17 protein-coding genes and 1 pseudogene are annotated in these 22,133 nt (G+C 59.9%); 11 read left to right on the forward strand and 7 right to left on the reverse strand.

The annotated features are described in order from the left end of the window. Positions 1–480: 480 nt before the first annotated feature. From IVB26_RS16095 to IVB26_RS16105, 3 genes are all read left to right on the forward strand, one after another. Positions 481–1,407 (forward strand): sialate O-acetylesterase, encoded by a 927-nt coding sequence (locus IVB26_RS16095; RefSeq protein WP_247972545.1) that lies wholly within the window; start codon positions 481–483, stop codon positions 1,405–1,407. Between the two features lie 1,081 nt (positions 1,408–2,488). Continuing rightward, positions 2,489–3,022: an acyltransferase gene (locus tag IVB26_RS16100; RefSeq protein ID WP_247972546.1), complete on the forward strand. Its 534-nt coding sequence runs from the start codon at positions 2,489–2,491 to the stop codon at positions 3,020–3,022. A gap of 351 nt (positions 3,023–3,373) precedes the next feature. After that, complete coding sequence (locus tag IVB26_RS16105) at positions 3,374–3,595, forward strand: hypothetical protein (RefSeq protein WP_247972547.1); 222 nt, start codon at positions 3,374–3,376, stop codon at positions 3,593–3,595. A gap of 37 nt (positions 3,596–3,632) precedes the next feature. Here the strand turns inward: IVB26_RS16105 and IVB26_RS16110 are convergent, their stop codons facing one another. Beyond that, positions 3,633–3,977 (reverse strand): H-NS histone family protein, encoded by a 345-nt coding sequence (locus IVB26_RS16110; RefSeq protein ID WP_246916349.1) that lies wholly within the window; start codon positions 3,975–3,977, stop codon positions 3,633–3,635. Between the two features lie 952 nt (positions 3,978–4,929). On the opposite strand from IVB26_RS16110, the gene IVB26_RS16115 reads away from it, so the two are divergent. Next, positions 4,930–5,616, forward strand: a complete 687-nt coding sequence (locus tag IVB26_RS16115; protein ID WP_247972548.1) for a response regulator transcription factor — start codon at positions 4,930–4,932, stop codon at positions 5,614–5,616. Positions 5,617–6,161: 545 nt separating this feature from the next. Next, positions 6,162–6,494 (forward strand): annotated as a pseudogene (locus IVB26_RS43530) (hypothetical protein); the annotation flags it as partial. A 413-nt stretch (positions 6,495–6,907) separates the two neighbouring features. On the opposite strand, the gene IVB26_RS16130 reads toward IVB26_RS43530, so the two are convergent. Both IVB26_RS16130 and IVB26_RS16135 read right to left on the reverse strand, forming a co-directional pair. Further along, positions 6,908–7,699 (reverse strand): Crp/Fnr family transcriptional regulator, encoded by a 792-nt coding sequence (locus IVB26_RS16130; protein ID WP_247972550.1) that lies wholly within the window; start codon positions 7,697–7,699, stop codon positions 6,908–6,910. Between the two features lie 376 nt (positions 7,700–8,075). Continuing rightward, complete coding sequence (locus tag IVB26_RS16135; RefSeq protein ID WP_247972551.1) at positions 8,076–8,393, reverse strand: nuclear transport factor 2 family protein; 318 nt, start codon at positions 8,391–8,393, stop codon at positions 8,076–8,078. 165 nt (positions 8,394–8,558) lie between these two features. Between IVB26_RS16135 and IVB26_RS16140 the strand changes: the two genes are divergently transcribed. Further along, positions 8,559–12,554, forward strand: coding sequence for a response regulator transcription factor (locus IVB26_RS16140; protein WP_247972552.1), 3,996 nt, complete (start codon positions 8,559–8,561; stop codon positions 12,552–12,554). A gap of 746 nt (positions 12,555–13,300) precedes the next feature. Here the strand turns inward: IVB26_RS16140 and IVB26_RS16145 are convergent. After that, positions 13,301–13,822 carry a GNAT family N-acetyltransferase gene (locus IVB26_RS16145; RefSeq protein WP_247972553.1) on the reverse strand — a complete coding sequence of 174 codons (522 nt, stop codon included), beginning with the start codon at positions 13,820–13,822 and terminating at the stop codon, positions 13,301–13,303. A 148-nt stretch (positions 13,823–13,970) separates the two neighbouring features. On the opposite strand from IVB26_RS16145, the gene IVB26_RS16150 reads away from it, so the two are divergent. From IVB26_RS16150 to fabI, 5 genes are read left to right on the forward strand one after another with little or no spacing between them, the layout of a single operon-like run. After that, positions 13,971–15,116, forward strand: a complete 1,146-nt coding sequence (locus tag IVB26_RS16150; RefSeq protein WP_247972554.1) for an AI-2E family transporter — start codon at positions 13,971–13,973, stop codon at positions 15,114–15,116. A gap of 9 nt (positions 15,117–15,125) precedes the next feature. After that, on the forward strand, positions 15,126–17,345 hold the full coding sequence (locus tag IVB26_RS16155) for a DUF3141 domain-containing protein (protein ID WP_247972555.1): 2,220 nt from the start codon (positions 15,126–15,128) through the stop codon (positions 17,343–17,345). A 29-nt stretch (positions 17,346–17,374) separates the two neighbouring features. After that, entirely contained in the window at positions 17,375–18,337 is a 963-nt protein-coding gene (locus IVB26_RS16160; protein WP_247972556.1) for a phosphate acetyltransferase, read from the forward strand. 5 nt (positions 18,338–18,342) lie between these two features. After that, positions 18,343–19,557: an acetate/propionate family kinase gene (locus IVB26_RS16165; protein ID WP_247972557.1), complete on the forward strand. Its 1,215-nt coding sequence runs from the start codon at positions 18,343–18,345 to the stop codon at positions 19,555–19,557. Next, positions 19,554–20,342 (forward strand): enoyl-ACP reductase FabI, encoded by a 789-nt coding sequence (gene fabI, locus IVB26_RS16170; RefSeq protein WP_247972558.1) that lies wholly within the window; start codon positions 19,554–19,556, stop codon positions 20,340–20,342. The genes IVB26_RS16165 and fabI overlap by 4 nt, the downstream gene beginning before the upstream one ends. Before the next feature lie 6 nt (positions 20,343–20,348). On the opposite strand, the gene IVB26_RS16175 is transcribed toward fabI, so the two are convergent. The 3 genes from IVB26_RS16175 to IVB26_RS16185 are packed head-to-tail and all read right to left on the reverse strand — an operon-like array spanning position 20,349 to position 22,124. After that, positions 20,349–20,807, reverse strand: a complete 459-nt coding sequence (locus IVB26_RS16175) for a MaoC family dehydratase (RefSeq protein ID WP_247972559.1) — start codon at positions 20,805–20,807, stop codon at positions 20,349–20,351. Between the two features lie 13 nt (positions 20,808–20,820). Further along, positions 20,821–21,471, reverse strand: coding sequence for a 3-oxoacid CoA-transferase subunit B (locus IVB26_RS16180; protein ID WP_247972560.1), 651 nt, complete (start codon positions 21,469–21,471; stop codon positions 20,821–20,823). 5 nt (positions 21,472–21,476) lie between these two features. Beyond that, on the reverse strand, positions 21,477–22,124 hold the full coding sequence (locus IVB26_RS16185; protein ID WP_247972561.1) for a CoA transferase subunit A: 648 nt from the start codon (positions 22,122–22,124) through the stop codon (positions 21,477–21,479). Positions 22,125–22,133 lie beyond the last annotated feature (9 nt).

The raw sequence follows: 22,133 nt of genomic DNA on the forward strand, positions 1-22,133 counted from the left end.
GAGAACTCCTCGGCAAGGCAGCCACCGGGCCACCGGTCGTGTCCCGGTAGAGCAAAGCCGTCGGCAGGCGCGGCCTCAAATAGCGCCGTAGCGGACGGACGGCTTTGCGGTGGTCACCGGCAATTCGCCGGTAGGGTTGCGTTGCTGACACCCAACCTGAGTCGAGGAACCGCCGATGACCGACGAGAAGATGAACCTTCGTGCGCTCGTGGAGAAAGGCCGTGATGCCGACCTGCTGCGCGAGATGGTCGGCCGTTCCTCTGGCCTCATCGGGCTGTAGGCCACCGCGATCAATTCCCGGCAGACGACACGCCCAAGCCGCCAGGTTGAGCTGCACCACAGGCAGGCGATTGACCAACCTCGATGAGACCTCCGCGTAAACAGCGTCAGAATAACGCACTGCTTGCCAAGGCCCTTTTGCGCCACCCATCGTTCCGTTATTTTCCAAAACGCGACGGGGCCAACCCTGTAGGTGTTCGAATGCACATGTCGCCCGCGAGCTTTTTACTAGCGATTCTCTTCTTGGCCGGGACGTTTTTGCTTGGAGGGTATAGCGGTCGCCACGATCTGTTTCCATTCCCGTTGTTTCAGGCGCTGAAAACTCGCGCGGGCGCGACGGCTCCCCACGACCTCTACACATTTGATAAAGCGGGGCGGCTCGCATCTGGCGATCGGAAGAATGCTGTCACTTGCCCGCAGCAGACGGACCGTACGGCCGTGCTGCTGCTGATCGGGCAGTCTAACGCTGGAAATCACGCAGGGCAGCGGTTCCGCTCGGAATACGGAGAGAAGGTTGTCAATTTCTTCAATGGGCAATGCTATGTCGCCGCATCGCCCCTGCTGGGATCTGACGGCATCGGCGGCGAATATTGGACCCAACTCGGCAACCTTCTGCTGGATCACAAATCGTTTGATCAGGTCGTACTGGCGCCCGCGGCCATTAGCGGCGCGGAGGTGTCTCGTTGGGGGCCCGGCGGCGATCTGAACAGAACCATGACCGACACAGCGAGCCAGCTGCAGCAGCGGGGTTATCTTGTGACGCACGTCATCTGGGTCCAAGGTGAGATCGACTATGTGAGGGGAACGAACGAGAAGGACTACCGCGATCGCTTTGTGTCGCTGGTCAGTTCGTTGAGATCTTTTGGCGTTGCGGCGCCGGTATACGTTGCCATCGCAACCAAGTGCCTGGGAGCAAGCAACGGCGGAACGCGCTTCCATTCTGCCGACAACCCGGTCGCGCGCGCTCAACTGGCGCTTCCCGATCCGGCCGCCAATCTGAGAAGCGGAGTTAATTCAGACGCCTTGCTTGGCGATCTGGATCGGTACGACGATTGTCATTTCGGCGCTTCGGGAGAGCAAAAGGTCGCGAGAGCCTGGGCAGACCTTCTGCTGTCAACTCTCCCCTAGGCGGGCCAAGACTGTGATCTGTCAGGCGATTGTTTTTTGGAAGGTGCTGCACCGCCGCACTATGACACTGCACAGGCCTGACCTTCGATGCGATGCTCGAAAGCAAGCCGATTGGGGTGCTAACACCTGGAGGCGCGGACCGAGCGGCTCCCAAAGGCAGGGGGTCTAACGATTGCTGCCGTAACCACGAAAAGTCGAGGAAGGCGGCTCTCTGCCGAAGAAACAAAACAATACGCATTGTGTAATTGACGTTTGCGCTCGCGCCTCACTGCTCGGCCATCCCGACGCGGTGATCCAACAGCGTTTGACATGCTGCACTGCTTGCGCCCTTGCCCAGCGCGTCAGTTGCTGCGCTTGCACAAAAACGATCGCTTTCGGAGCGAAGCGGACATGTACAAGCATTTTATGAATATGCGCCATAGCACTGCTTATCGTGCCCGGGGCTACCGCCTTCTTTATGGGGGCTAATCTTTTGATGGGGGCTAATCTTTTCCTGTGCAGCCGATAAGCGTTGTACAAAGACTATGGTTGCCCGGGGAGACAATTCGTAGCGCCACGTTTCGAGCGGACGACGTAGTCGGCGATTCGGTGGGCCGCTTGCACCGTTCCTTTGCGGTGACCCAGATTGAGCCCGTCATCTTCAGCCCCCGGGGAGATGCGGCAAATTGACAAGGCGTTCGCGAACGGCAAAATGCCAAGGTCGCGTCAACTCAGAACGGCAAAGCTGTTACCTCGCGCTGAACCAGCGCGCACTTCGGAAGCCTTGCGACGGGCGCTTCCAGAGCTGGTCATGATTGATCGATACGAGCGGCGGGCATTGGTGCGCTACTACGGCGCCTTGCGTGATATGATGCAGTAGTGAGCTAATCGGTGGTCAAATATGACAATTGGACTCCGCTTCATGTCGCTGCCCGTTCGCTTGTGCGACTGTGTTGCGGGTGAGCAAGCTATTCGATCATTGAGTTGTTGAATTCGACAAGTTGTGTTCCTAATTTTGGCCTGACCATGAATTTCGTGCAGTCGAATCTAGGCGGTTAGCAGTTCAAATTTGGTGGTGCTTCCGATGTTGCGAGATCCCAGAATGTCCGATGACCGTGTGGATCAATGGCTCGCATTTGCGCGCGAGTTCTTGAGGGCGCTCGCAGTTCGTAAGCGGAAGCAGTTCGATCGGAGGGTGTCGATCGGAGACCTTCTCACCGAGCGCGAGGATAACGCCGCAGCATATGGCTTTGGAGAGGGCAGCACGATGTACGACAACGTGCTCGTACTGGGATCTGTGAAGGTCGGACGAAATACCTGGATTGGACCGGGATGTATTCTGGATGGATCAGGTGGAGATTTGCAGATCGGCGATTGGTGCTCCATCTCCGCGGGCGTTCAGATCTACACGCATCATACGGTCAATCGTTCAATATCGCTCGGAAGGGAGCCAATTGATTGCGCTCCCACTCGGATCGGTGATGGCGTATACATTGGCCCGAACTCGGTGGTTCAGATGGGTGTCACGATCGGCAATCAGGCTATTATAGGGACCAACTCTTTCGTCAATAGGGATATTCCTGCCGGTGCTAAGGCATTTGGTTGCCCTGCGCTAGTCCGGCCTAGTCAGAGCTAACTAATGTAGCCTGGAGACTGCTCTCGTCGGCTTATCGCCTTCGAGCAAAGAGACCGCTCAAAAGTTGGAAATCAACATGCAATGCCGCAGACGGTTGCAGCGCTTGGAGCCAGGCCCAAATCCGCCAGCAAATTAAATGCTGTTATTGAATTGGTTCAACATTAAATGTCAAAATAAAGCGACGAGCTCGCGATCGAACTGGCGCACGAGAGATTGAAGGCACCTGCCAGCCGATGCAAATCGTGATCGCCACCGGCGAAACTCAAATCGCGCGATTAACTTATTTAATTTGAGAAGGCGATGATTTTGGTCTACCTTCAAGATCGGGCTGGATTTTAGCAGGACGAGCCGATGACCCAACTCGACGCGGAAGGCGATGATCGTCGTGAGTTCTTGAAGACCTGCGGAAAATTCGCCGCGGTTACTCCTCCGACAGTGACGCTGTTGCTCTCCACTTCCCTGACCTCGGCCGCGATAGCCAGTTCAGGGGGGCGCATTGTGCGTGGCAACAACGGCTTCGGCAATGGCGGCGGTGACGGCACCCCCAACGGGAAAGAGGACGACAATAGGTAAATCGGCGGCCCTTGGGCCGCCGCGGTGTGGCTGGGAATCAGCCGGTCCGGCGGCGTCTTTGTGCGGACGAGCGGTTGATCAGGAGATCGTTCAGCTTCTTGCCGGCGCGCAGCTGCGCTTTCAGCCAGCGGGGCTGCTTGCCGCGGCCGGACCAGGTTTCGGAGGGGTTCTTCGGGTTCTGGTATTTCGGTAGCACCGGGGGGTACGGACGGCGCTGACGTTCCCCGGTCGGGGACGACACGGCGGTCCCCTCAATCTTGCGCAGCCGCTCTTCGAGCTTGGCCTTTTCCGCGGTCATCCTGCGACTGAGAACGGTCGTGACCTCATCGTAAAGCCGCCACAGCTCGGCTGTGGTCAAGTTGGCCCAGTCACCCTTCTCCATGGAAGCCGTCCCCAGCTACTTCCGAACCGAAACTGGAGGGGGATTATCAGGTCATACCAGGGTTGGGCAAGCGCGATCCGAGCGCGTGGCGGCGCTTGTGTGCAGTGCAGTACTTGGTGCTAGCGGTTGAGGCTGTGTCCCCGACCGCGCGGTCGCTTCCCAAGCGCCCTCCGTCCGGGGGGGCGTCGCTTGGGCTCGAGCAATCGCTTCTCTGCTTTCAACACGCGAATACGTAAGTTCTGCAATTCGGTGAATTGAACGATGAGGGCCTTATGTGTTTGATGCAAAATCGCCGAAGAATACATGTGATCACCTACTCATTGCCAACGACGACCCGTGCCGATCATTGAAGTTGCTGAATTGGCGAATCAGCTTCAAGCGCGGTACTGGGACTTCATCGGTTACTACACGGGCTACGATAAACAGCAGCCTTGTTCGGTCCTTGACTACCTGCCGTTGCTTTGATGAATAGTAATACTTTTTCTCACCTCTCTTCCCGAAGCGAGGGCTTCACGAACAGCCTCGCATCAGTGAAACTTCGTCGAATGTTAGATTTGAATCGCGAATGTCCCTATATATCGTTCGTAATATCCGGCACTAGCTAAGGTAGTTGGATGTTGACCATAATAATAACCCCCCGATCAGTACGACCGATGACATTCTTGGAGTGAATTTTCAGATCGGGGCTATCAAAAATTGTAGACGAAACTTCAATATCCTCGTGGAATTTGCGGTTTCTTATTTTGCGTTGAGCACCGCATTCTTACGGTGCTGCAAGCATTCTCTGGGCGAGCTACGGTAGCGCGGCCATCGAGCGTTGCCGCCAGGCGGTGTCTCAGACCTAAGACGCGTCGCTAGTGAGGGGCCTGACTGGTTATAAATTCGCGCGTCTCAAAAGGGGGGTGGGATTAAACGGCCGCAAGGGGGGTTGTTAGCAACAGGCAGGGGAAGCATGCGCCGTACCAGAATTGTCATCGCTGATCGACATCCGATCGTCTTGCAAGGGATTAGGAGCGTTCTTGCGGCGCAGCGTGATTTTGCGGTCGTTGCTTCTTGCAGCGATGGCGCTAGCTGTATCGAGGCAATTCGATTTCTTGCGCCGGACGTCGCGCTTGTCGATGCTGCACTACCCGACTTCAGTCGACAGCGGATCCTCGCTCCTACAAAGGCCGTCGGCCGCCGTGCTCCGATAATCTTTTTCACCGGTATGGCGGGCGACAGTGAGTTACAAAGGCTGGCCTCGGACGGCGCCTGCATCGTCCTCTCGAAAGATTCGGGTGTGGAGATGCTGGTCGCAACTCTGCGGAAAGCTGCCCGGCGCCAAGCAGCCGCCTCGAGCACCGGTCACGTCAGCGAGAAGCCCCACGCCGGTGAGAAGCCCCTGACACAGCTAACTGACCGGGAGCGGCAGATCATGCGGCTGGTATCGGAGGGGCTATCGAACAAGGAGATTGGGCGTCGGTTGAATCTTGCCGACGGTACGATCAAGGTCCATCTTCATCATATCTTTCAGAAGCTGGATATCAGCAATCGTACGGTTCTTGCGGCATTGGCGATTTCGCGAAACGAGCTGCATTCAGCGCCAGGTGAGTTGGATTCCCTTGATCTTTTGCGTCAGGATCCGGCCAGCGCTGATTGATAGGCTGGGCCTGGCGTTTTCGGGAGTCTGCGAAAGGCGGTCTATCGCGCTGCGAGATGCTCAATCATGTTGCGGCAGGCCCCTTCGGCCTCGGCCAACGTTCGAAAGGGCGAGCCGCCAATCTTGATTGCGGCCTGGTTGTTGTGGAGCGGACGCCAACTTGCCAGGTAGCCGGAGCGTCCGTGAAAACCCGGACCTCCCGGGCTTCCGAAACTGATCACGAACGAGAAGCCGTGGCTGTTCGCACTCCAGATCTCCATGTCCCGGACGGACCGATAGAATTCCAGTGGCATCGCAAGGGTCCATTGTAGCCGAGCCCGCGCCCGGTTAATTGAAAATTAACCTAATTAAATGCCATAACGCAACTCAAATTTGCGCGTCGGCAGAGTGCCCTGGCAAAAACGGGGGAAGAGACCGGAAATTGCCGGCTTTCTGTCCGAGGCACGCACGTTCAGCAACCTCTCACAAGGCCAAGAAAATTAGTGGTTGAGAATTGATTTAATATATAATAATGTAAATAATATTTTAAATCGAGGAGGCGCGTCGTGACCCGAGACGGCAACGAAGACGACGACCGGCGGGCGTTTTTGAAAACCTGCGGAAGATTTGCAGCCGTGACGCCCCCTGTCATGACGCTGCTTCTGTCCACCTCCCTGAGTTCAAAAGCCATTGCACGTTCGGGCGGCTTGCAGGGGGCGAGGCAAAGCGACAGCGGCCAGTCGTTCTTCGACAATAATCGGTCATCCGCGGCAGGGGGTTCCAGTGGCGGATCATCAGGGGGCGGGGGAGCACCTGGCGGTCGCCCTGCTGGATCTTCTCGTGCCGGAGGGACATCCGGCGGCGGATCTGGCGGTACCGGCGGGTCCGGTGCTGGCGGAGGCAGTGCCAAAGGGCCCTTCGCAACCGGTGGCAGCTCTGGAATTCCAAGCGCAAATGGTGGGGTCGATTGCGCAGACGAAGAGAACGAGGAAAAGCGCAAGGCCGATTGCCCCGGAGCTAATACGCGGATCTCCAGCGCAACCGAATCCAGCCGGTAAGAACTTTTCGGCCCATGAAGGAGCCCTATGGGCTGCTAGGCGGCCAAAGCCAGGTTGGGCCTTGCGCTCCGACAGGCCAAACGCGAGGCCGAAAGCACATCTGGCCAGCCGAGCTGCCTTGATTCACCGCCAGCCATCGCTGCAAAGTTCTTGTGCTCGCTCAGGATGGGGCGATTTGTAACGACCGAGTCTCGGGCACTTTTTTGCTGAATCGCGAGGGTGCATGTGCGAGTGGTTCGCGAAGCGAATCGGTTCTACGAGCCTGTCCCGGCTATTCGGCTACCGGGCGAGCGGGAAGGGGGCCGCGCTGGAGCCCCATGGCCGAGCCCGACCGCGCCGCGCGAGACTATCCGATCGATTCTGCGGCTCATGACCTTGTAGCACTCGCATGCCACGGCTTCGAGCCGCGGCCGATCAATCTCGAGCTGGCCGCGCCGATTGGATTTCAACGCCCTTGACGCGCGCATTGTGCACACGACATGCGTGACAGTGGTGCGGCGGACGCCCAGCAACTCCGACAATGTTTCTTGCGTCAGCGGGAGCAGATCACCTCCATCCGCACGATCGTGGATGTGAAGAAGGCAGCGCGCCAGGCGGGCTTCGACGGAATGCAGTGCATTGCAGGCCGCCGTGTACTGGAGTTGCGTCAACAACGACATCGTGAAGACCTGCACCATGGATGCGATTGCGGGGCTGCGATGTTGTGCTGTCAGGAATTGCGCAGGCGAGATCTGCAACGCGGCCCCGGATATGCGGACGACCGCCGTCGCGGGCGCGGCGGATGCACCAAACGCTGACGTCAAACCCACAGCGCCCTCGTGCCCGATTATCGCCGTAGCAACTGTCTGCCCGTTCGGCAGCCCTGTGATCGCCGCGATCGCGCCGCTGAGGGGGAAGAGAAGATGTTCAATTTGTTCGCCCGATCGGACGAGCACGGAATCGCGTTCGATCACGACTTTCCGCAGATGAGGCGCAAGCAAAGCAAAATCCGCTGGTGGCAACCCTGCTAACAAACGATTACCAACTCTGGTCGCGTGGTCCATCATGGGATTGGCTCCCGACGGATGTTCGGCACTAGAACTCATGCCGATGTGTCGAGCTGCTCTGCAGAGTGCCAGCTCAACAGCAAGCCAACCGACCACCAAAGATATGGTTCCCATGGCCAATGGCGAGCATACGCGGCCCGACGATCGCATGCCGCAGCGGAGGCAATGGCGATAGGTGCTCTCGTCATCTGGCCCCGCTAATATCCTGGTTGAAGACGAGTTCAGGTGGCATCGCTTCAAGTTGAAGCCGAGACTTGAGCGCCTTCACACGCTCGCGCCGCATGGGCCGTGCAGTCGCTGGGAGGCCTCAAGTTGGCATTCTCGCTGGAGGCGTATCGTCCTTCGACATGCTTTCTCTAACGATCGCGCCGCAGGTCTAGTGTGAGGGACTGCAGTCTAGCGCCTTGATCTGCCCGGTAACGTCAAACGAGAAAAGCGCACTCATGACACCACTATTGATGACGTACGAGATAATGGTCCCCTCGTGCAATGGATTGAGATCGCTCAATGTGCCCGCCGGATATTCTCGGAGGCGATCAATCCAATAGGCACGAAGTGCCTCGTGGCCGGTAATGGTTTTGACGCCCCCGCAGCCGCAGTGCACCACGGCATCTTCGGCATGCATTTCTAAGATCGCCTCGATGTCGCCCGCGCGGTAAGCATCGAGCCAGTCAATGGCAATGGCAATGGCCATGGGTCAAATGACATATTTCTCGCCTACATCCCTGTAAGCTTGTGATTTTAGGTCGTTTTTGGCCCGCTAAGCCTCTTTCCGTACGCAATTAATTGTATTTTAATAATCCCGCTTGGCCTCGGCCATATGCCGAAGTACATAGATGGTCGGGCCGAGGCAGAGACCATGTTAGACGTGTCTGTGAAGCAGAGACGGATCCGGCTTCTGATCGTAGATCGACAACCGATCGTTCTACAGGGGCTGAAGTCGGTGCTCGGGGCAGAGCAGGACTTCGACGTTGTCGCATCATGCAGCGATGGAACAAGCTGCCTCGAAGCAATTCGGAATTTGGCACCCGATGTCACGCTTGTTGCTGACAACCTGCCAGATCTGACGGTACCCGAGATCCTCGCGATTGCGAAAGCTGAGAATCTCTCCACGCGCTTGGTGTTGTTTACCGAGTCCGAAGCAGATCACGATCTAACCGCAGCTATTGCTGCTGGCGCCTCCAGCGTAATCTCGAAGCATGCTTCCTCCGACACTATGCTGCGATTACTGCGCCTGATGACAAAGCGCAGCGTGTCGCCCGAGCAATCCGATCTGTTGCCAGCCGACGAGGGAGCTGACGGCGGCGGCAAAGTTGAAACGATGCTGGAGCTGTTGACGCACCGGGAGCGTCAAATTGTACGACTGGTCTCAGAAGGAATGTCGAACAAGGAGATCGCGCGCCAGCTAAGCGTTTCCCCAGGGACAGTCAAAGTACACCTGTACAACATATTTCAGAAGCTCGAAATTACCAACAGAACTGTGCTCGCTACCCTCGCGTTGTTGCAGCGCCCGTCCGGCTTCGGCCATCTTGCGCTGGCGTTCCTGGCGTTCGCAATTGCGGACGAACTCAAGGCGTCGGAAGCGAACGACGTGGATCCGGATGACGACAGCGTCGGTCGCGCGCGAGAGCATGCCGAATATGAGCCCTGGAAAAGAGCTATTCTCCGATACCTCATGGTCGAGGAATCCGGCGAGACGCCCCCGCTCACCCAGAGGGACTTGTTTGCCAAGGCGAGCCTAGTCACGAACCCGGCGGCGGCAGTAGAAGCGCTGCGGCCGGCTGAGCAATCCGTAGGCTCGAAAGCGTGGAAAGACTACGGTCCAGTTGGATCGAGCACGCCCAATCTTCCTACGCCATTACTGCGGGGAGCCAGCGACCCACAGATCTGTGGCGACCCGACCGCGGAACATCAATTCCCGCGGCTTAATTCCACTTCGACGTTGATTCACGGAGGGTATGGCACCTTCGCCACTTTGACCGGTGCGTTGATCTACGCACTGAATGATCCCCATCTTGCCGTGCAATCGCATGACCCGGTCAAAGCGCCGATCGACAGTTTCGTGGTGGTCACCGCCGAGAATGCGACCACAAAACTCGCCGGGATCACCGATGCTGATACCAATGAGGTAAACGGCTCGCCCCCGGCTTTCCCTTTGCACGATTTGCGGCTGCCTGCCGCGCTTGGGACCACCGGCAACGAGCGCGTTGCTGGAGAAGGCGTTTCGAGCCAAATGAGTCATGGCGCTGCGGATGACAACCTGCAAGGACCTTTTGGCTCACGGGACACTGGTCACGAGGCCGGTATTGGCGGAGATGGCCACGATCAACAGATGGGCGGCAACGTTGGCGAAAATGTTGTTTCTGGCTCCGCGATCGACTCTAATTCGAGCTCTTCCCACTCTGGCTTCGATTTCGCATCTGGATCGAGCAGGATCAATCTTGCGGCTTTCGGAGCGCTTGCCTGGCTTCATATGACAGCAGCAAGCAAGTCTGTACCGCCGCATACCCTCGCTTGGATCTACAATCCTGCAACCAACGAAACGATCGTCTACGTGAACCCGACCGATCGGAGTCTTGATGTCGGGGACAGGGCCCTGCTCGAAATCCATCTGCAAGGGATTGTCTCCATTGCGGAGTCGGATTTCGTCGGCCAGCCGGAAGGCGCGGCTGTCGCGATCACCTTGGAGCAGCTCGAAGAAGCGCTGATTTCGGCGACCGCAAGCGATGAGACTGTTCTGAGTACGGACAGTGCCCATACAGCTGTCGGGACGAGCGAGAGCACACTCGGGATCGCTGGAGTTTGGAACATTCTGGCCGACGACGGCTTGGGGTTCGAATTCGGGCAGGCTCGGACCGGCTTAGGGGGAGCGACAAGGTTCAGAACCCTCAGCAGCGATTCGGCGGGTACAACGGATGAGAGCGCTGATGGGTCCGGCGGGTCGCCTCATGTTTCACCGATCGTGCTTGTTCATAGCGCGACGGTAGTTGAAAATCTCACATCGAAGAATGAGCCCATCAATGAGGGGGGTGGCTCTAGCCTCTCAGCGGGCGGTAACTCACAGCACGCTCCTGAGGCAGAGTCTGCAGCGGAGTTGACTGAAGCTGGCGTCATACGTGGGAATGGCGTCGGCAATGATAATGAGCATCATTCCCCCGCTTCGGACGCTTCGCGAGGGTCAGCGAAGACAGCAGAAGCCGATGCCGTGGAACACGGCAATTCAGGGCACTCAGCCTCGCCAAAAGCCGACCCTGGTGAGCCAGGCCTCGGTAGCCCGGGCCGCGGTAACTCACAGCACGCTTCGGAGCCAGGGTCTGCAAAGGCAGCAGCGGAGTTGACTGAAGCTGACGTCATACGGGGGAATGGCGTCGGCAATGATAATGAGCATCATTCCCCTGCTTCGGACGCTCCGCGAGGGTCAGCAAAGACAGCAGAAGCAGATGCCGTGGAACACGGCAATTCAGGGCACTCAGCCTCGCCAAAACCACCGGAAGCAGCCGACCCTGGTGAGCCAGGCCTCGGTAGCCCGGGCCGCGGTAACTCACAGCACGCTTCGGAGCCAAGGTCTGCAAAGGCAGCAGCGGAGTTGACTGAAGTTGGCGTCATACGTGGGAATGGCGTCGGCAATGAAAACGAGCATCATTCCCCTGCTTCGGACGCTCCGCGAGGGTCAGCGAAGACAGCAGAAGCAGATGCCGTGGAACACGGCAATTCAGGGCACTCAGCCTCACCAAAACCACCGGAAGCAGCCGACCCTGGTGAGCCAGGCCTCGGTAGGCCGGGCCGCGGTAACTCACAGCACGCTTCGGAGCCAGGGTCTGCAAAGGCAGCAGCGGAGTTGACTGAAGCTGGCGTCATACGGGGGAATGGCGTCGGCCATGACGACGAGCATCATTCCCCCGCTTCGGACGCTTCGCGAGGGTCAGCGAAGACGGCGGAAGCAGATGCCGTGGAGCACGGCAATTCGGGGCACTCAGCCTCGCCAAAACCACCGGAAGCAGCCGACGCTGGTGAGCCAGGCCTCGGTAGCCCTGGCCGCGGTAACTCACAGCACGCTTCAGAGCCAGGGTCTGCAAAGGCAGCAGCGGAGTTGACTGAAGCTGGCGTCATACGTGGGAATGGCGTCGGCAATGACAACGAGCATCATTCCCCCGCTTCGGACGCTTCGCGAGGGTCAGCGAAGACGGCAGAAGCAGATGCCGTGGAACACGGCAATTCGGGGCACTCAGCCTCTGCAGACGCACCGGACGCAGCTGATCTCGGTGAGCCGAGCATCGCAGCGGCTGGCAGCACGGGCCGTGGTGGCTCACAGCACGTTTCAGAGCCGGGGCCTCCAAACGCGGCCACAGAGTTGACTGAAGCTGGCTTCGCACCGGGAAATGGCGCCAAGCATCACGCTCCGGTTTTGGATGTTGCGGGAGCGTCAGCCGAGGAAGAGTCGACCGTCGTGGAGCAGGGCAACTCCGGGCACGATTCACGCCACTCTGAAGACGCACCGGAAGCAGCCGAGATGGTCGAACCGAGCGTCGCAAATGGCAGTAACGCCGGAAACTGGCCGCAGGCCGGGCAATCTGCTGCAACCGCCTTGGGACACGTACAGCCGGCTAAAGTTGCCTCCGAAATTGGCGGCGCAGAACTCGCGTTTCGCTTCGATAGCTATGCAACTCCTCCCACATTCGTCGCGGTAGTTGAGGTTAATAACCCGCTCGATCCGCACGTTTCCCTCGGTCAGGAAAAGGATCTTCACGTCATCGGCAAATTGATCCCTAATGCACTGGACGAACACGCGGTCGCCCCCGTTCATAACCTTCCGCATCATGCCATTTTACCCGCGCCTCATGACGTGCTGATTTGAAGTGTTCCATCGTTGGCTAAAGACGAGCAGGAGCGCGACCGCGAGGGCCCGATGTTGAGCAGGCTGCCGCCCGCGTCCATGGGCTTCCTGACCAGCGATCAGCCTTATTCTGGTTGAACGGCCCGTTCGCTTAGGCGATGGACAGGCGCGCGTGCAGGTGTCGTCCATGATCATGAAGGTCGCCGGCTTCTTCGCCCACACTCGCCGATGTTCGGCCATTCAGTGTGCCTGTTGAGTTCGTCGACGCGTTCGCGAAGGCGAGCGCGAGCATATGGCGATCGTTGGGATGGCCGACAAATGGTGAACACGACGGCGCGATGCTGAGCTCGCCTATGGCGGTCTGAAGATCGAGCCGGCAGGCTGGTTGCCCTAGGAATTGCGATGACGAATGACAACCCACCCCTTACGATCTGCTTGGGCTGCTGGGCTCATCAATTCGCCGAATGAGCCGTTGTGGAACGAGCGCCGGTCCATGGGGACGTCTTTCAGTTGGAAGGCCAGGTGACCATTCTAAGCTTCGGTCGAGAACCCAGCTTACATTGCTGATCTCCCTCGTTTGTTTCTGCATCTTCATGGCCTGAAATACAGGGCGACGCCATTTGGGTACGGATCGACCACATGTGGGTCGTAGAATGGGATGATATCGCGAACAAAAAAGATGTACGCGCGATTGGGCTCGTCGATGCCGCTAGACCGCAGAGGGACGATTCGTATGGTGAGCGAAAGGATAGCTCTACGGCTCCGCATCAGCTGAGCTTCAACACCAGGTGAATCGTGTGCGGATCAAGCTTTGCTGAGGGAGCGAAGCCCAACTTGTCGAACACGCTGCGCATCCTGGCGTTTTCCGGAAGAACCTCCGCCGTCAGCTCGGCCAGGTCGGCGCTGCGAGCGATTGCAACGAGGGTACGGGCCAGCATCGAACCGATTCCGCGTCCCTGCCAGGCGTCCACCACCATGAAGGCCATCTCGGCACGCCCGGGTTCGAAGACGATGTAGCGGCCGCCCCCGACGATGGCATTTTGGCCGGCTTCCGTCGCAAGCGCCACCAGCGCGACGTGATTCCTGAAATCGACGTCCATGAAGAAGGCGCGTTCGCGATCGGAGAAGTGGTGCTTCGTCGCGAAGAACCGGCGCTGCAATGATCGGGCGCCGGTCTGTTCCACTGCGGCGAGCATGCCGGACTCATCCTCAGGGCGAAGCGCCCGGATTTCGACCTGACTTCCATCTGGCAAGTGCTCGCGTGCGCTGTAGTTGGCGGCGTCCGACATCACGGCTCCCGGTAAGGCAAACAGGCTCCGATAGGGCCCGGCGTCGGCTGATCAGGTCCCCGCGGCCCGTGGAGTGTTTGATCCAGATCAAGATTGCATCGCCAAGCTGCGAGCTACGCTTGCTGATGGTCTGGACCTGGACGCCGCCTTGAAGACACTTCGCCAGCTTCTCACCGGAGAGGACGTGATCCAGCTCGTGATCCGGCTCGGATTGCTCGCTCTGCTGATCGTTTGGACGTTCTATCTGGTCCGTCCCTTCGTCACGATCCTGGTCTGGGCTCTCGTGCTCGCGGTCGCGTTCAATCCCGTCTTTGTTTTGCTCGCAAAGATCCTGGGCGGCCGGGCGAAGCTCGCCGCGGTCATTCTCACGGCCATCAATCTCGCGATCGTCATCGGGCCGGCGGCCTGGCTCGGTCTCGGCGCGGTCGACGGGATCAGAGATTTCGCCGGCGAGCTGGCGGCGGGCGATCTGGCCATTCCGTCGCCGCCCGCGACGATCAAGACTTGGCCGCTGATTGGAACGCAGCTCTACGATTTCTGGGATCAGGCCTCGACCAATCTCCGTTCGGTTCTGCAGCGGATTGTGCCGTATCTGAAGCCCTTTGCGGGCACGCTGCTTGGCGTTGCGGGCGATGCCGGCGTGGGCACGATCAAGTTCCTGCTATCGGTCGCGGTCGCCGGCGTCCTCTTTCCCTATGGACCGCAGCTCGTGACGGCGGGCAGGGAGTTCCTGTCACGGATCGTGCCCGAACAAAGCGAGCACTTCCTGGACCTGGCGGGCGCAACTATTCGCGCGGTATCCCAGGGCGTGATCGGGATCGCAGTCGTCCAGGCGCTGCTGGCCGGCATCGGATTCAAGCTGGCCGGCATCCCGATTGCCGGGCTGCTTGCCTTCCTCGTGCTGCTGCTCTCCGTCGTGCAGATCGGCGCAGCCATCATCATGCTGCCGGTGATCATCTGGATCTGGACCGACAAAGACCTCACCACGGCGTTGCTGCTGACGCTTTTTCTCGGAATCGTCAGCATTCTCGACAACATATTGAAACCTCTCGTGATGGGGCGCGGCCTGACGACGCCGACGCTCGTGATCCTCATCGGCGTGATCGGGGGCACGCTGGGGCACGGAATCGTCGGTCTCTTCATCGGGCCGATCATCCTGTCGGTGGCCTGGGAGCTCATGATGGCCTGGATCAGGACCGACCGCGCCGTTCCGCAGCCGCAAGCATCGTCGACCGTTGACCTAAATCAACATCGGCCAACTCTGAGTGCCTTGGATGAAACCGCGCGACGATGAGGTCGGAACATGTCGATGGAAAAACCTACAGTGCCAAGCGGCCCGCTGTCGGGGCTTGTCGCCTCGGCCGTCGAATACATGGTCGATGCCGGCCAGCGGAGCGTCCTGTTCCTCGACATCATGCGCCGGCGCGGCGACCAGTACCGGGAGCATGTCGCGCAGACCGCGCCGCATGTCCTGCAATATGCCGCCGAATTGATCATCGACGGCCGCAAGCTGGACGAGCCCGTCAACTACGCGCTGGTTCGTATCATTCCGCCGAAAGGCGTCGAAATTGATCCCGAGCGGCGGCCGTTCGTCGTTGTCGATCCGCGCGCCGGCCACGGGCCGGGCATCGGCGGTTTCAAGGCCGACAGCGAGATCGGCGTTGCGATGAAGGCCGGGCATCCGTGCTATTTCGTCGGCTTCCTGCCGGAACCGATGCCGGGACAAACCATCGAGCGCATCGCACGGGCCGAAGCGTTGTTCGTCGAGAAGGTCATCAGCCTCCATCCCAAGGCTGACGGCAAGCCATGCGTGATCGGAAACTGCCAGGCCGGCTGGGCGGTCATGATTCTGGCGTCGCTACGGCCGGAATTGTTCGGACCGCTCATTATTGCCGGGGCGCCGCTCGCCTATTGGGCCGGCGTGCACGGCAAGTATCCGATGCGCTATTCCGGCGGTCTGCTAGGCGGGAGCTGGCTGACGGCGATGACTTCCGATCTTGGCGCCGGGAAGTTCGACGGCGCCTGGCTGGTACAGAATTTCGAGAACCAGAATCCGTCGAATACGCTCTGGACCAAGCAGTACAACGTCTATTCCAAGGTCGACACCGAGGCTGACCGCTATCTCGAATTCGAACGCTGGTGGGGTGGGCACGTCAACCTCAACGCCGAGGAAATACAGTTCATCGTCGATGAGCTTTTCATCGGTAACAATCTCGCCGCGGGCAAGATCGAGATGTCCGACGGCCAGAAGGTCGACTTGCGCAATATCCGATCGCCCATTCTCGTGTTCTGCTCCGAAGGCGACAATGTCACCCCGCCACAGCAGGCGCTGAACTGGATCCTCGATTGCTATGCCGATGTCGACGAGATCCGGGCCTATGGGCAGACCATCGTCTACACCGTTCACCAGAGCATCGGCCATCTCGGCATCTTCGTCTCTGGCGGGGTTGCAAAGAAGGAGCACGCCGAGTTCTCCAGCAATATCGACCTGATCGACGTGCTGCCGCCGGGACTCTACGAAGCGACGTTCGAGGCCAAGGGCGAGGAAACCACGAACTCCGATCTCGTCGTCGGCCAGTGGGTGATGCGCTGCGAGGCGCGGACGCTCGACGATATCCGCGCCATGGGTGGCAACTCCCCCGAGGACGAGCGGCGCTTCGCCGCCGCCAAGCGCGTCTCGGAGCTCAACCTTGCCGCCTACCAGAAGTTCGTGCGGCCCTGGATCAAGAACATGGTGACGCCGCAGATGGCGGACATGATGCGCAACTTGCATCCACTTCGGCTGCAGTATGAGGCCGCCAGTAGCAAAAATCCATGGATGACGGCGGTGAAGTCGGCCGCCGAGGAGATCGAGGACAACCGCAAGCCGGCTTCCGCGGATAATCCTTTCGTCGCCTTCCAAGAGCAGATGTCCAAGCAGATTGTGCACGCGCTGGATAGCTGGCGCGATGCACAGGAAGCGCTGAGCGAAACGATCTTCCTCAACCTCTATGGCTCTCCAGCCTTGCAGGCGGCCGTCGGAATCGATCCGAAGTCCGAACCATCCCGGCGGCGCGAGATGACGCCCGAGCATCGCGCGATGCTGGAGACGCGGATTGCGCAGCTGAAATCGATGATCGGCGAAGGCGGTCTGCGCGAGGCAGCCATCCGCAGCCTGCTCTATATCGGCTCAGCGCGGGGAATGGTCGATGAGCGCAGCATCGAGGCCTTGCGCCAGATCCGCCGGGACTACAGTGGACCGCGGATGACGTTGCCTGAGTTCAAAATGCTGGTTCGAGAGCAGTTCTTCATGCTGCTGATCGACCGGGAAGGCGCCGTTGAAGCCATCCGGAAGCTGTTGCCCGAGGATATGGCCCAGCGGCGTGCCGCCTTCACGGCGATCAGCGAGGTGCTATCCGCGAGCGGCGACATCACGGGCGAGCGCGCAAGAAGGTTGCAGCGTGTCGCCGCCTTGTTTGGCGTCGATGCCGGGGAGGGCGTGTCGAACGTCGCCCCTTTCGATCCAAAAGCGAAGGCGTCGTAAGGCTGTCTGAAAGGACCGGGAGCCAGATCATGTCAGCCGAAACAAGGCAAACACAGTCTCCCAGCAAGTACGATCGACTAATCGTCGCAGCAAAGGCCGTTCCGCCGCTTCCGACAATCGTGGTGCATCCCTGCGACGAAACCTCGCTGCGCGGCGCTGTCGACAGCGCGCAAGCAGGCATCATTCGCCCGATGCTGGTTGGGCCTGAAAACAGGATCAGGGATATCGCGGGAAAGCACGGCCTCGACATCGCCGGCTTCGAGATGGTCAACGCTGCTCACAGCGATGAAGCGGCTGCCAAAAGCGTCGAGCTTATTCACGCGGCTAAGGGCGAAATGCTGATGAAGGGCAGCCTGCATACCGACGAGCTGATGCGGGCCGTGACCGCGAAAGTGGGCGGCCTGCGCACCGATCGTCGCATCAGCCATGTATTCGTGATGGACGTGCCGGCCTATGCCGAAACCCTGTTTGTGACGGATGCGGCCATCAACATTTTTCCGGATCTCGATGCCAAGCGAGACATCATCCAGAACGCGATCGATCTCTACGTTCAGGCCGGCTTCGGCGCATCGCCGCGGGTGGCGATCCTTTCGGCGGTCGAGACCGTGACCTCCAAAATTCCATCGACGCTTGAAGCCGCGGCGCTCTGTAAGATGGCTGATCGCGGCCAGATCACCGGCGGCGTGCTCGACGGACCGCTGGCCTTCGACAATGCGATCGATATCGAGGCCGCGCGCATCAAGGGGATCAAATCGGAAGTGGCCGGCCGGGCGCAGATCCTTGTCGTGCCGGACCTCGAGGCCGGGAACATGCTGGCGAAGAATCTGGCCTATTTCGCCAAGGCCGATGGTGCGGGCCTCGTGCTTGGTGCCCGCGTTCCGGTCGTCCTGACCTCGCGCGCGGACTCGCCGCGTGCGCGCATGGCATCGTGCGCGGTGGCCTCGCTTTATGCCAATGCCAGGCGCCAACGTTCGCCAACAGTCGCCGCGTGACCGCCATGGATACGATCCTCGTCGTCAATGCAGGCTCCTCCAGCGTCAAGTTCCAAGTCTATTCTGTTGAAGGAGAGGGCAAGCTCCGGCGTCAGATCAAGGGCCAGATCGACGGCATCGGCAGTCGTCCACGGTTGCGGGCGAGTGGCGCGAATGGCAACCCGATCGCCGATCGCGCTTACCCGATCGAGGCGGTTCCTGACGTTCCCGCCGCAATGGGGACCGCCGGCGAATGGTTGCGGGACGAGCTTCGCATTCATCCGATCGCTGTCGGGCATCGCGTCGTGCATGGCGGTCCGGAATACGATCGTCCCGTGCTGATCGACCATGGCGTGGTAGCCCGTCTCGAGCGCTTCGTGATGCTGGCGCCACTGCATCAGCCGCACAATTTGGCGCCGATCCGTTCGATTCTTGCCGGCTTCCCGACGCTTCCGCAGGTGGCCTGCTTCGACACCGCGTTTCATCGTACGCACGGCCCGCTCGCCGACCATTACGCAATCCCGCATCAGCTCCATGCCGAAGGCGTGCGGCGCTACGGTTTCCATGGCTTGTCCTACGAATACATCGCCAATGCCTTGCCGCAAATCGCGCCGGATATCGCCAAGGGCCGTGTGATCGTTGCGCATCTCGGCAGTGGCGCTTCGATGTGTGCGATGAGCCAGGGGCAGAGCGTCGAGAGCACCATGGGCTTTACCGCGCTTGATGGCCTTCCGATGGGAACGCGGCCCGGTCAGCTCGACCCCGGTGTCGTGCTATATCTGATCTCCGAGAAGGGTATGTCTGCCTCGAATGTGCAGGACTTTCTTTATCGCGACTGCGGATTGAAGGGGCTCTCGGGCGTCAGCAACGACATGCGCGAGCTGGAAGCCAGCTCGGACGCCAATGCGAAGCTGGCGATCGAGTATTTCGCCTACCGGATCGGTCTCAATGCCGGGATGCTCGCCGCCGCCCTGCAAGGCCTCGACGCCTTCGTCTTCACGGCCGGCATCGGCGAGAACTCCGCAACCATTCGCGCGCGCGTGGTGGAGCAGCTCGGATGGCTCGGCGCTACGCTTGATCCGGCTGAGAACGCACGCCATTCGACGCGGATATCGCGCTCCGACAGCCGCATTCCCGTCTACGTCGTGTCGACCGACGAAGAATTGATGATTGCAAAACACACGCTGTCGCTGCTGATGACCAAGCCGTCGACCAACCCGAGACAAGAGAGGGTGTCATGATTCCCGTGTTCCCGGATACCAAGGTTGCCCTGAAGGGAAAGAAGGGCCTTGTCGTGGGTATCGCCAATGACCAGTCGATCGCCTGGGGTTGCGCCAGGGCGTTTCGCGCACTTGGAGCCGAACTTGCCGTCACCTATCTCAATGAGCGCGCTAAAAAGCACGTCGAGCCGCTGGCCCAGGCGCTGGAGGCGCCGATCTTCATGCCGCTGGACGTGATGGTGGAGGGGCAGACCGAACAGGTATTCGAGCGGATCGCGAAGGACTGGGGGCAGCTCGATTTCGTGCTGCATTCGATCGCCTTCTCGCCGAAGGAGGCGCTGCATGGTCGCGTCGTGGACGTCGGCCGCGACGGCTTTCTCAAGACGATGGATGTCTCCTGCTGGTCGTTCCTACGGATGGCGCATCTCGCCGAGCCGCTGATGAAGAATGGCGGCACGCTGTTCACGATGACTTACTATGGCAGCCAGATGGTGGTGGAGAATTACAACATCATGGGCGTGGCAAAAGCGGCGCTTGAAGCCGCCGTTCGCTACGCTGCCGCCGAACTGGGCCCGAAAGGCATCCGCGTGCACGCGATCTCGCCTGGACCTTTGGCGACGCGTGCCGCGTCAGGCATCCCCGAGTTCGATGAACTCATGGACAAGGCGCAGTCGAAGGCGCCGGCGCGCAGCCTGGTCAGCATCGACGATGTCGGCAATGCGACGGCGTTCCTGGCCCTCGACGGCGCCAAGCTGATCACCGGCGGCGTCCTCTACATCGATGGTGGCTATCACATCATCGACTGAGCGCGTTCAGCGATAGTGCAGGGCGATCAGCTCGGCGACGCATGCGGGCTTCTTGCCGCCTTCGACCTCGATCACGAGATGGTAGTTGACGCGGAGACCGTCCGGCGGCACGTCCTCCACCTCGGCAACCGTGATGCGGCCGCGCAACCTCGAACCCGCGGGTACCGGCGCCAGATAACGTATCCTGTCCGCGCCGTAGTTCAGAGTGTTGCGCAGTCCCTTCAGCCCGATGACCGAACGGATGAACATCGGCGCCAGCGCGAGCGACAGCATGCCGTGAGCGATCGTGGTTCCGCCCGGCAGCTCCTTCTTTGCGCGCTCCTGGTCGACATGGATCCATTGCTCGTCGCAGGTCGCTTCCGCAAACCGATTGATGCGATCCTGCGTCACCTCGATCCAGTCGCTGACGCCGATCTCGGTGCCGACAGCGGATTTGATCTCATCGAAGTCGCTGAATGTGCGCATGATGCTGACCTGCTCAGATCTTCATTTCAGGGACTTCGTCGGGAACGACCAGCTCAGCGTCGGTCACCGCCATCACCTCGCCGATGCCGACGCCGGGTGCGGTTTCGAGCAGAGTGGCCCTGCCGTCCGGGAAACCAATGACCGCCATGTCGGTCACCACGAGGTTCACCGGCCGCGCAGAGGTCAGCGGCAGCGAACATCTGGGTACGATCTTTGATTTCCCCTTCGCCGCGTGCTGCATGGCGACGATCACCCGCTTGGCTCCGCTGACGAGATCCATTGCGCCGCCCATTCCCGGCACCATCTTGCCGGGGATCATCCAGTTGGCGAGATGTCCCTGCGCGTCGACCTGAAGCCCGCCGAGGACGGTCACATCGACGTGGCCGCCACGAATCAATCCGAACGACATGGCGCTGTCGAAAGTGCTGGCGCCGGGCAGGGCGCTGATCGGGCGGCCGCCAGCGTCCGTTAGCGTCGGATGAGCCATGCCTTGCTCCGGAATCGGCCCCGTGCCGATCAAACCGTTTTCCGACTGAAAGAACACCTTGAGATCGGGAGGAACGTAGTTCGCGACCAGCGTCGGAATCCCGATACCGAGGTTGACGAGGTCGCCGCTCCTGAGCTCCTTGGCGACGCGTCGAGCAATGATGGTCTGTGCGTCCATGGAGATCACCCGTTCGTAATGAGGTAATCGACGAGTGGCGCCGGCGTGACAACATGGTCGGGCGCGATGACGCCAACAGGCACGATGTGCTCCGCCGTGACGATCACGGTATCGGCGGCCATCGCCATGATCGGATTGAAATTGCGCGAGGTGAGTGCATAGCTGAGATTGCCGAGGTAGTCGGCGAGGAAGGCGTGAACAAGCGCGAACTGCGCGCGCAATGCCGTCTCGAGCAGGAAGGGCCTGCCGTCGACTTCGATCTGGCGCTTGCCTTCTGCAACCAGCGTGCCGACGCCGGTCGGCGTCAGGACGCCGCCCAGTCCACATCCCCCCGCACGAATGCGCTCGACAAAGGTCCCCTGAGGCACGAGGTCGACGTTGATTTGATTGGCCAGCATTTGCTGCTGCGCTTTCGGATTGAGCCCGATATGCGTCGCGGTCAGACGCGAGACCAGGGCAGCGTCGAATAATTTTCCGACGCCTTTCCCCGGAATGGCAGCATCGTTGCAGATCAACGCCAGATCGGACTTGCGCTGCCTGGTCACTTCGTCAAGCAGGCGCTCCGGAGTTCCGACACCCATGAAGCCGCCGACCATGACGCTCGCGCCGGCCGGGATCATCGCGACTGCTTCTTCGACAGAAACGGCCTTCATGTTTGGAGC

It is taken from the genome of Bradyrhizobium sp. 195 (assembly GCF_023101665.1).
Classification (GTDB): domain Bacteria; phylum Pseudomonadota; class Alphaproteobacteria; order Rhizobiales; family Xanthobacteraceae; genus Bradyrhizobium.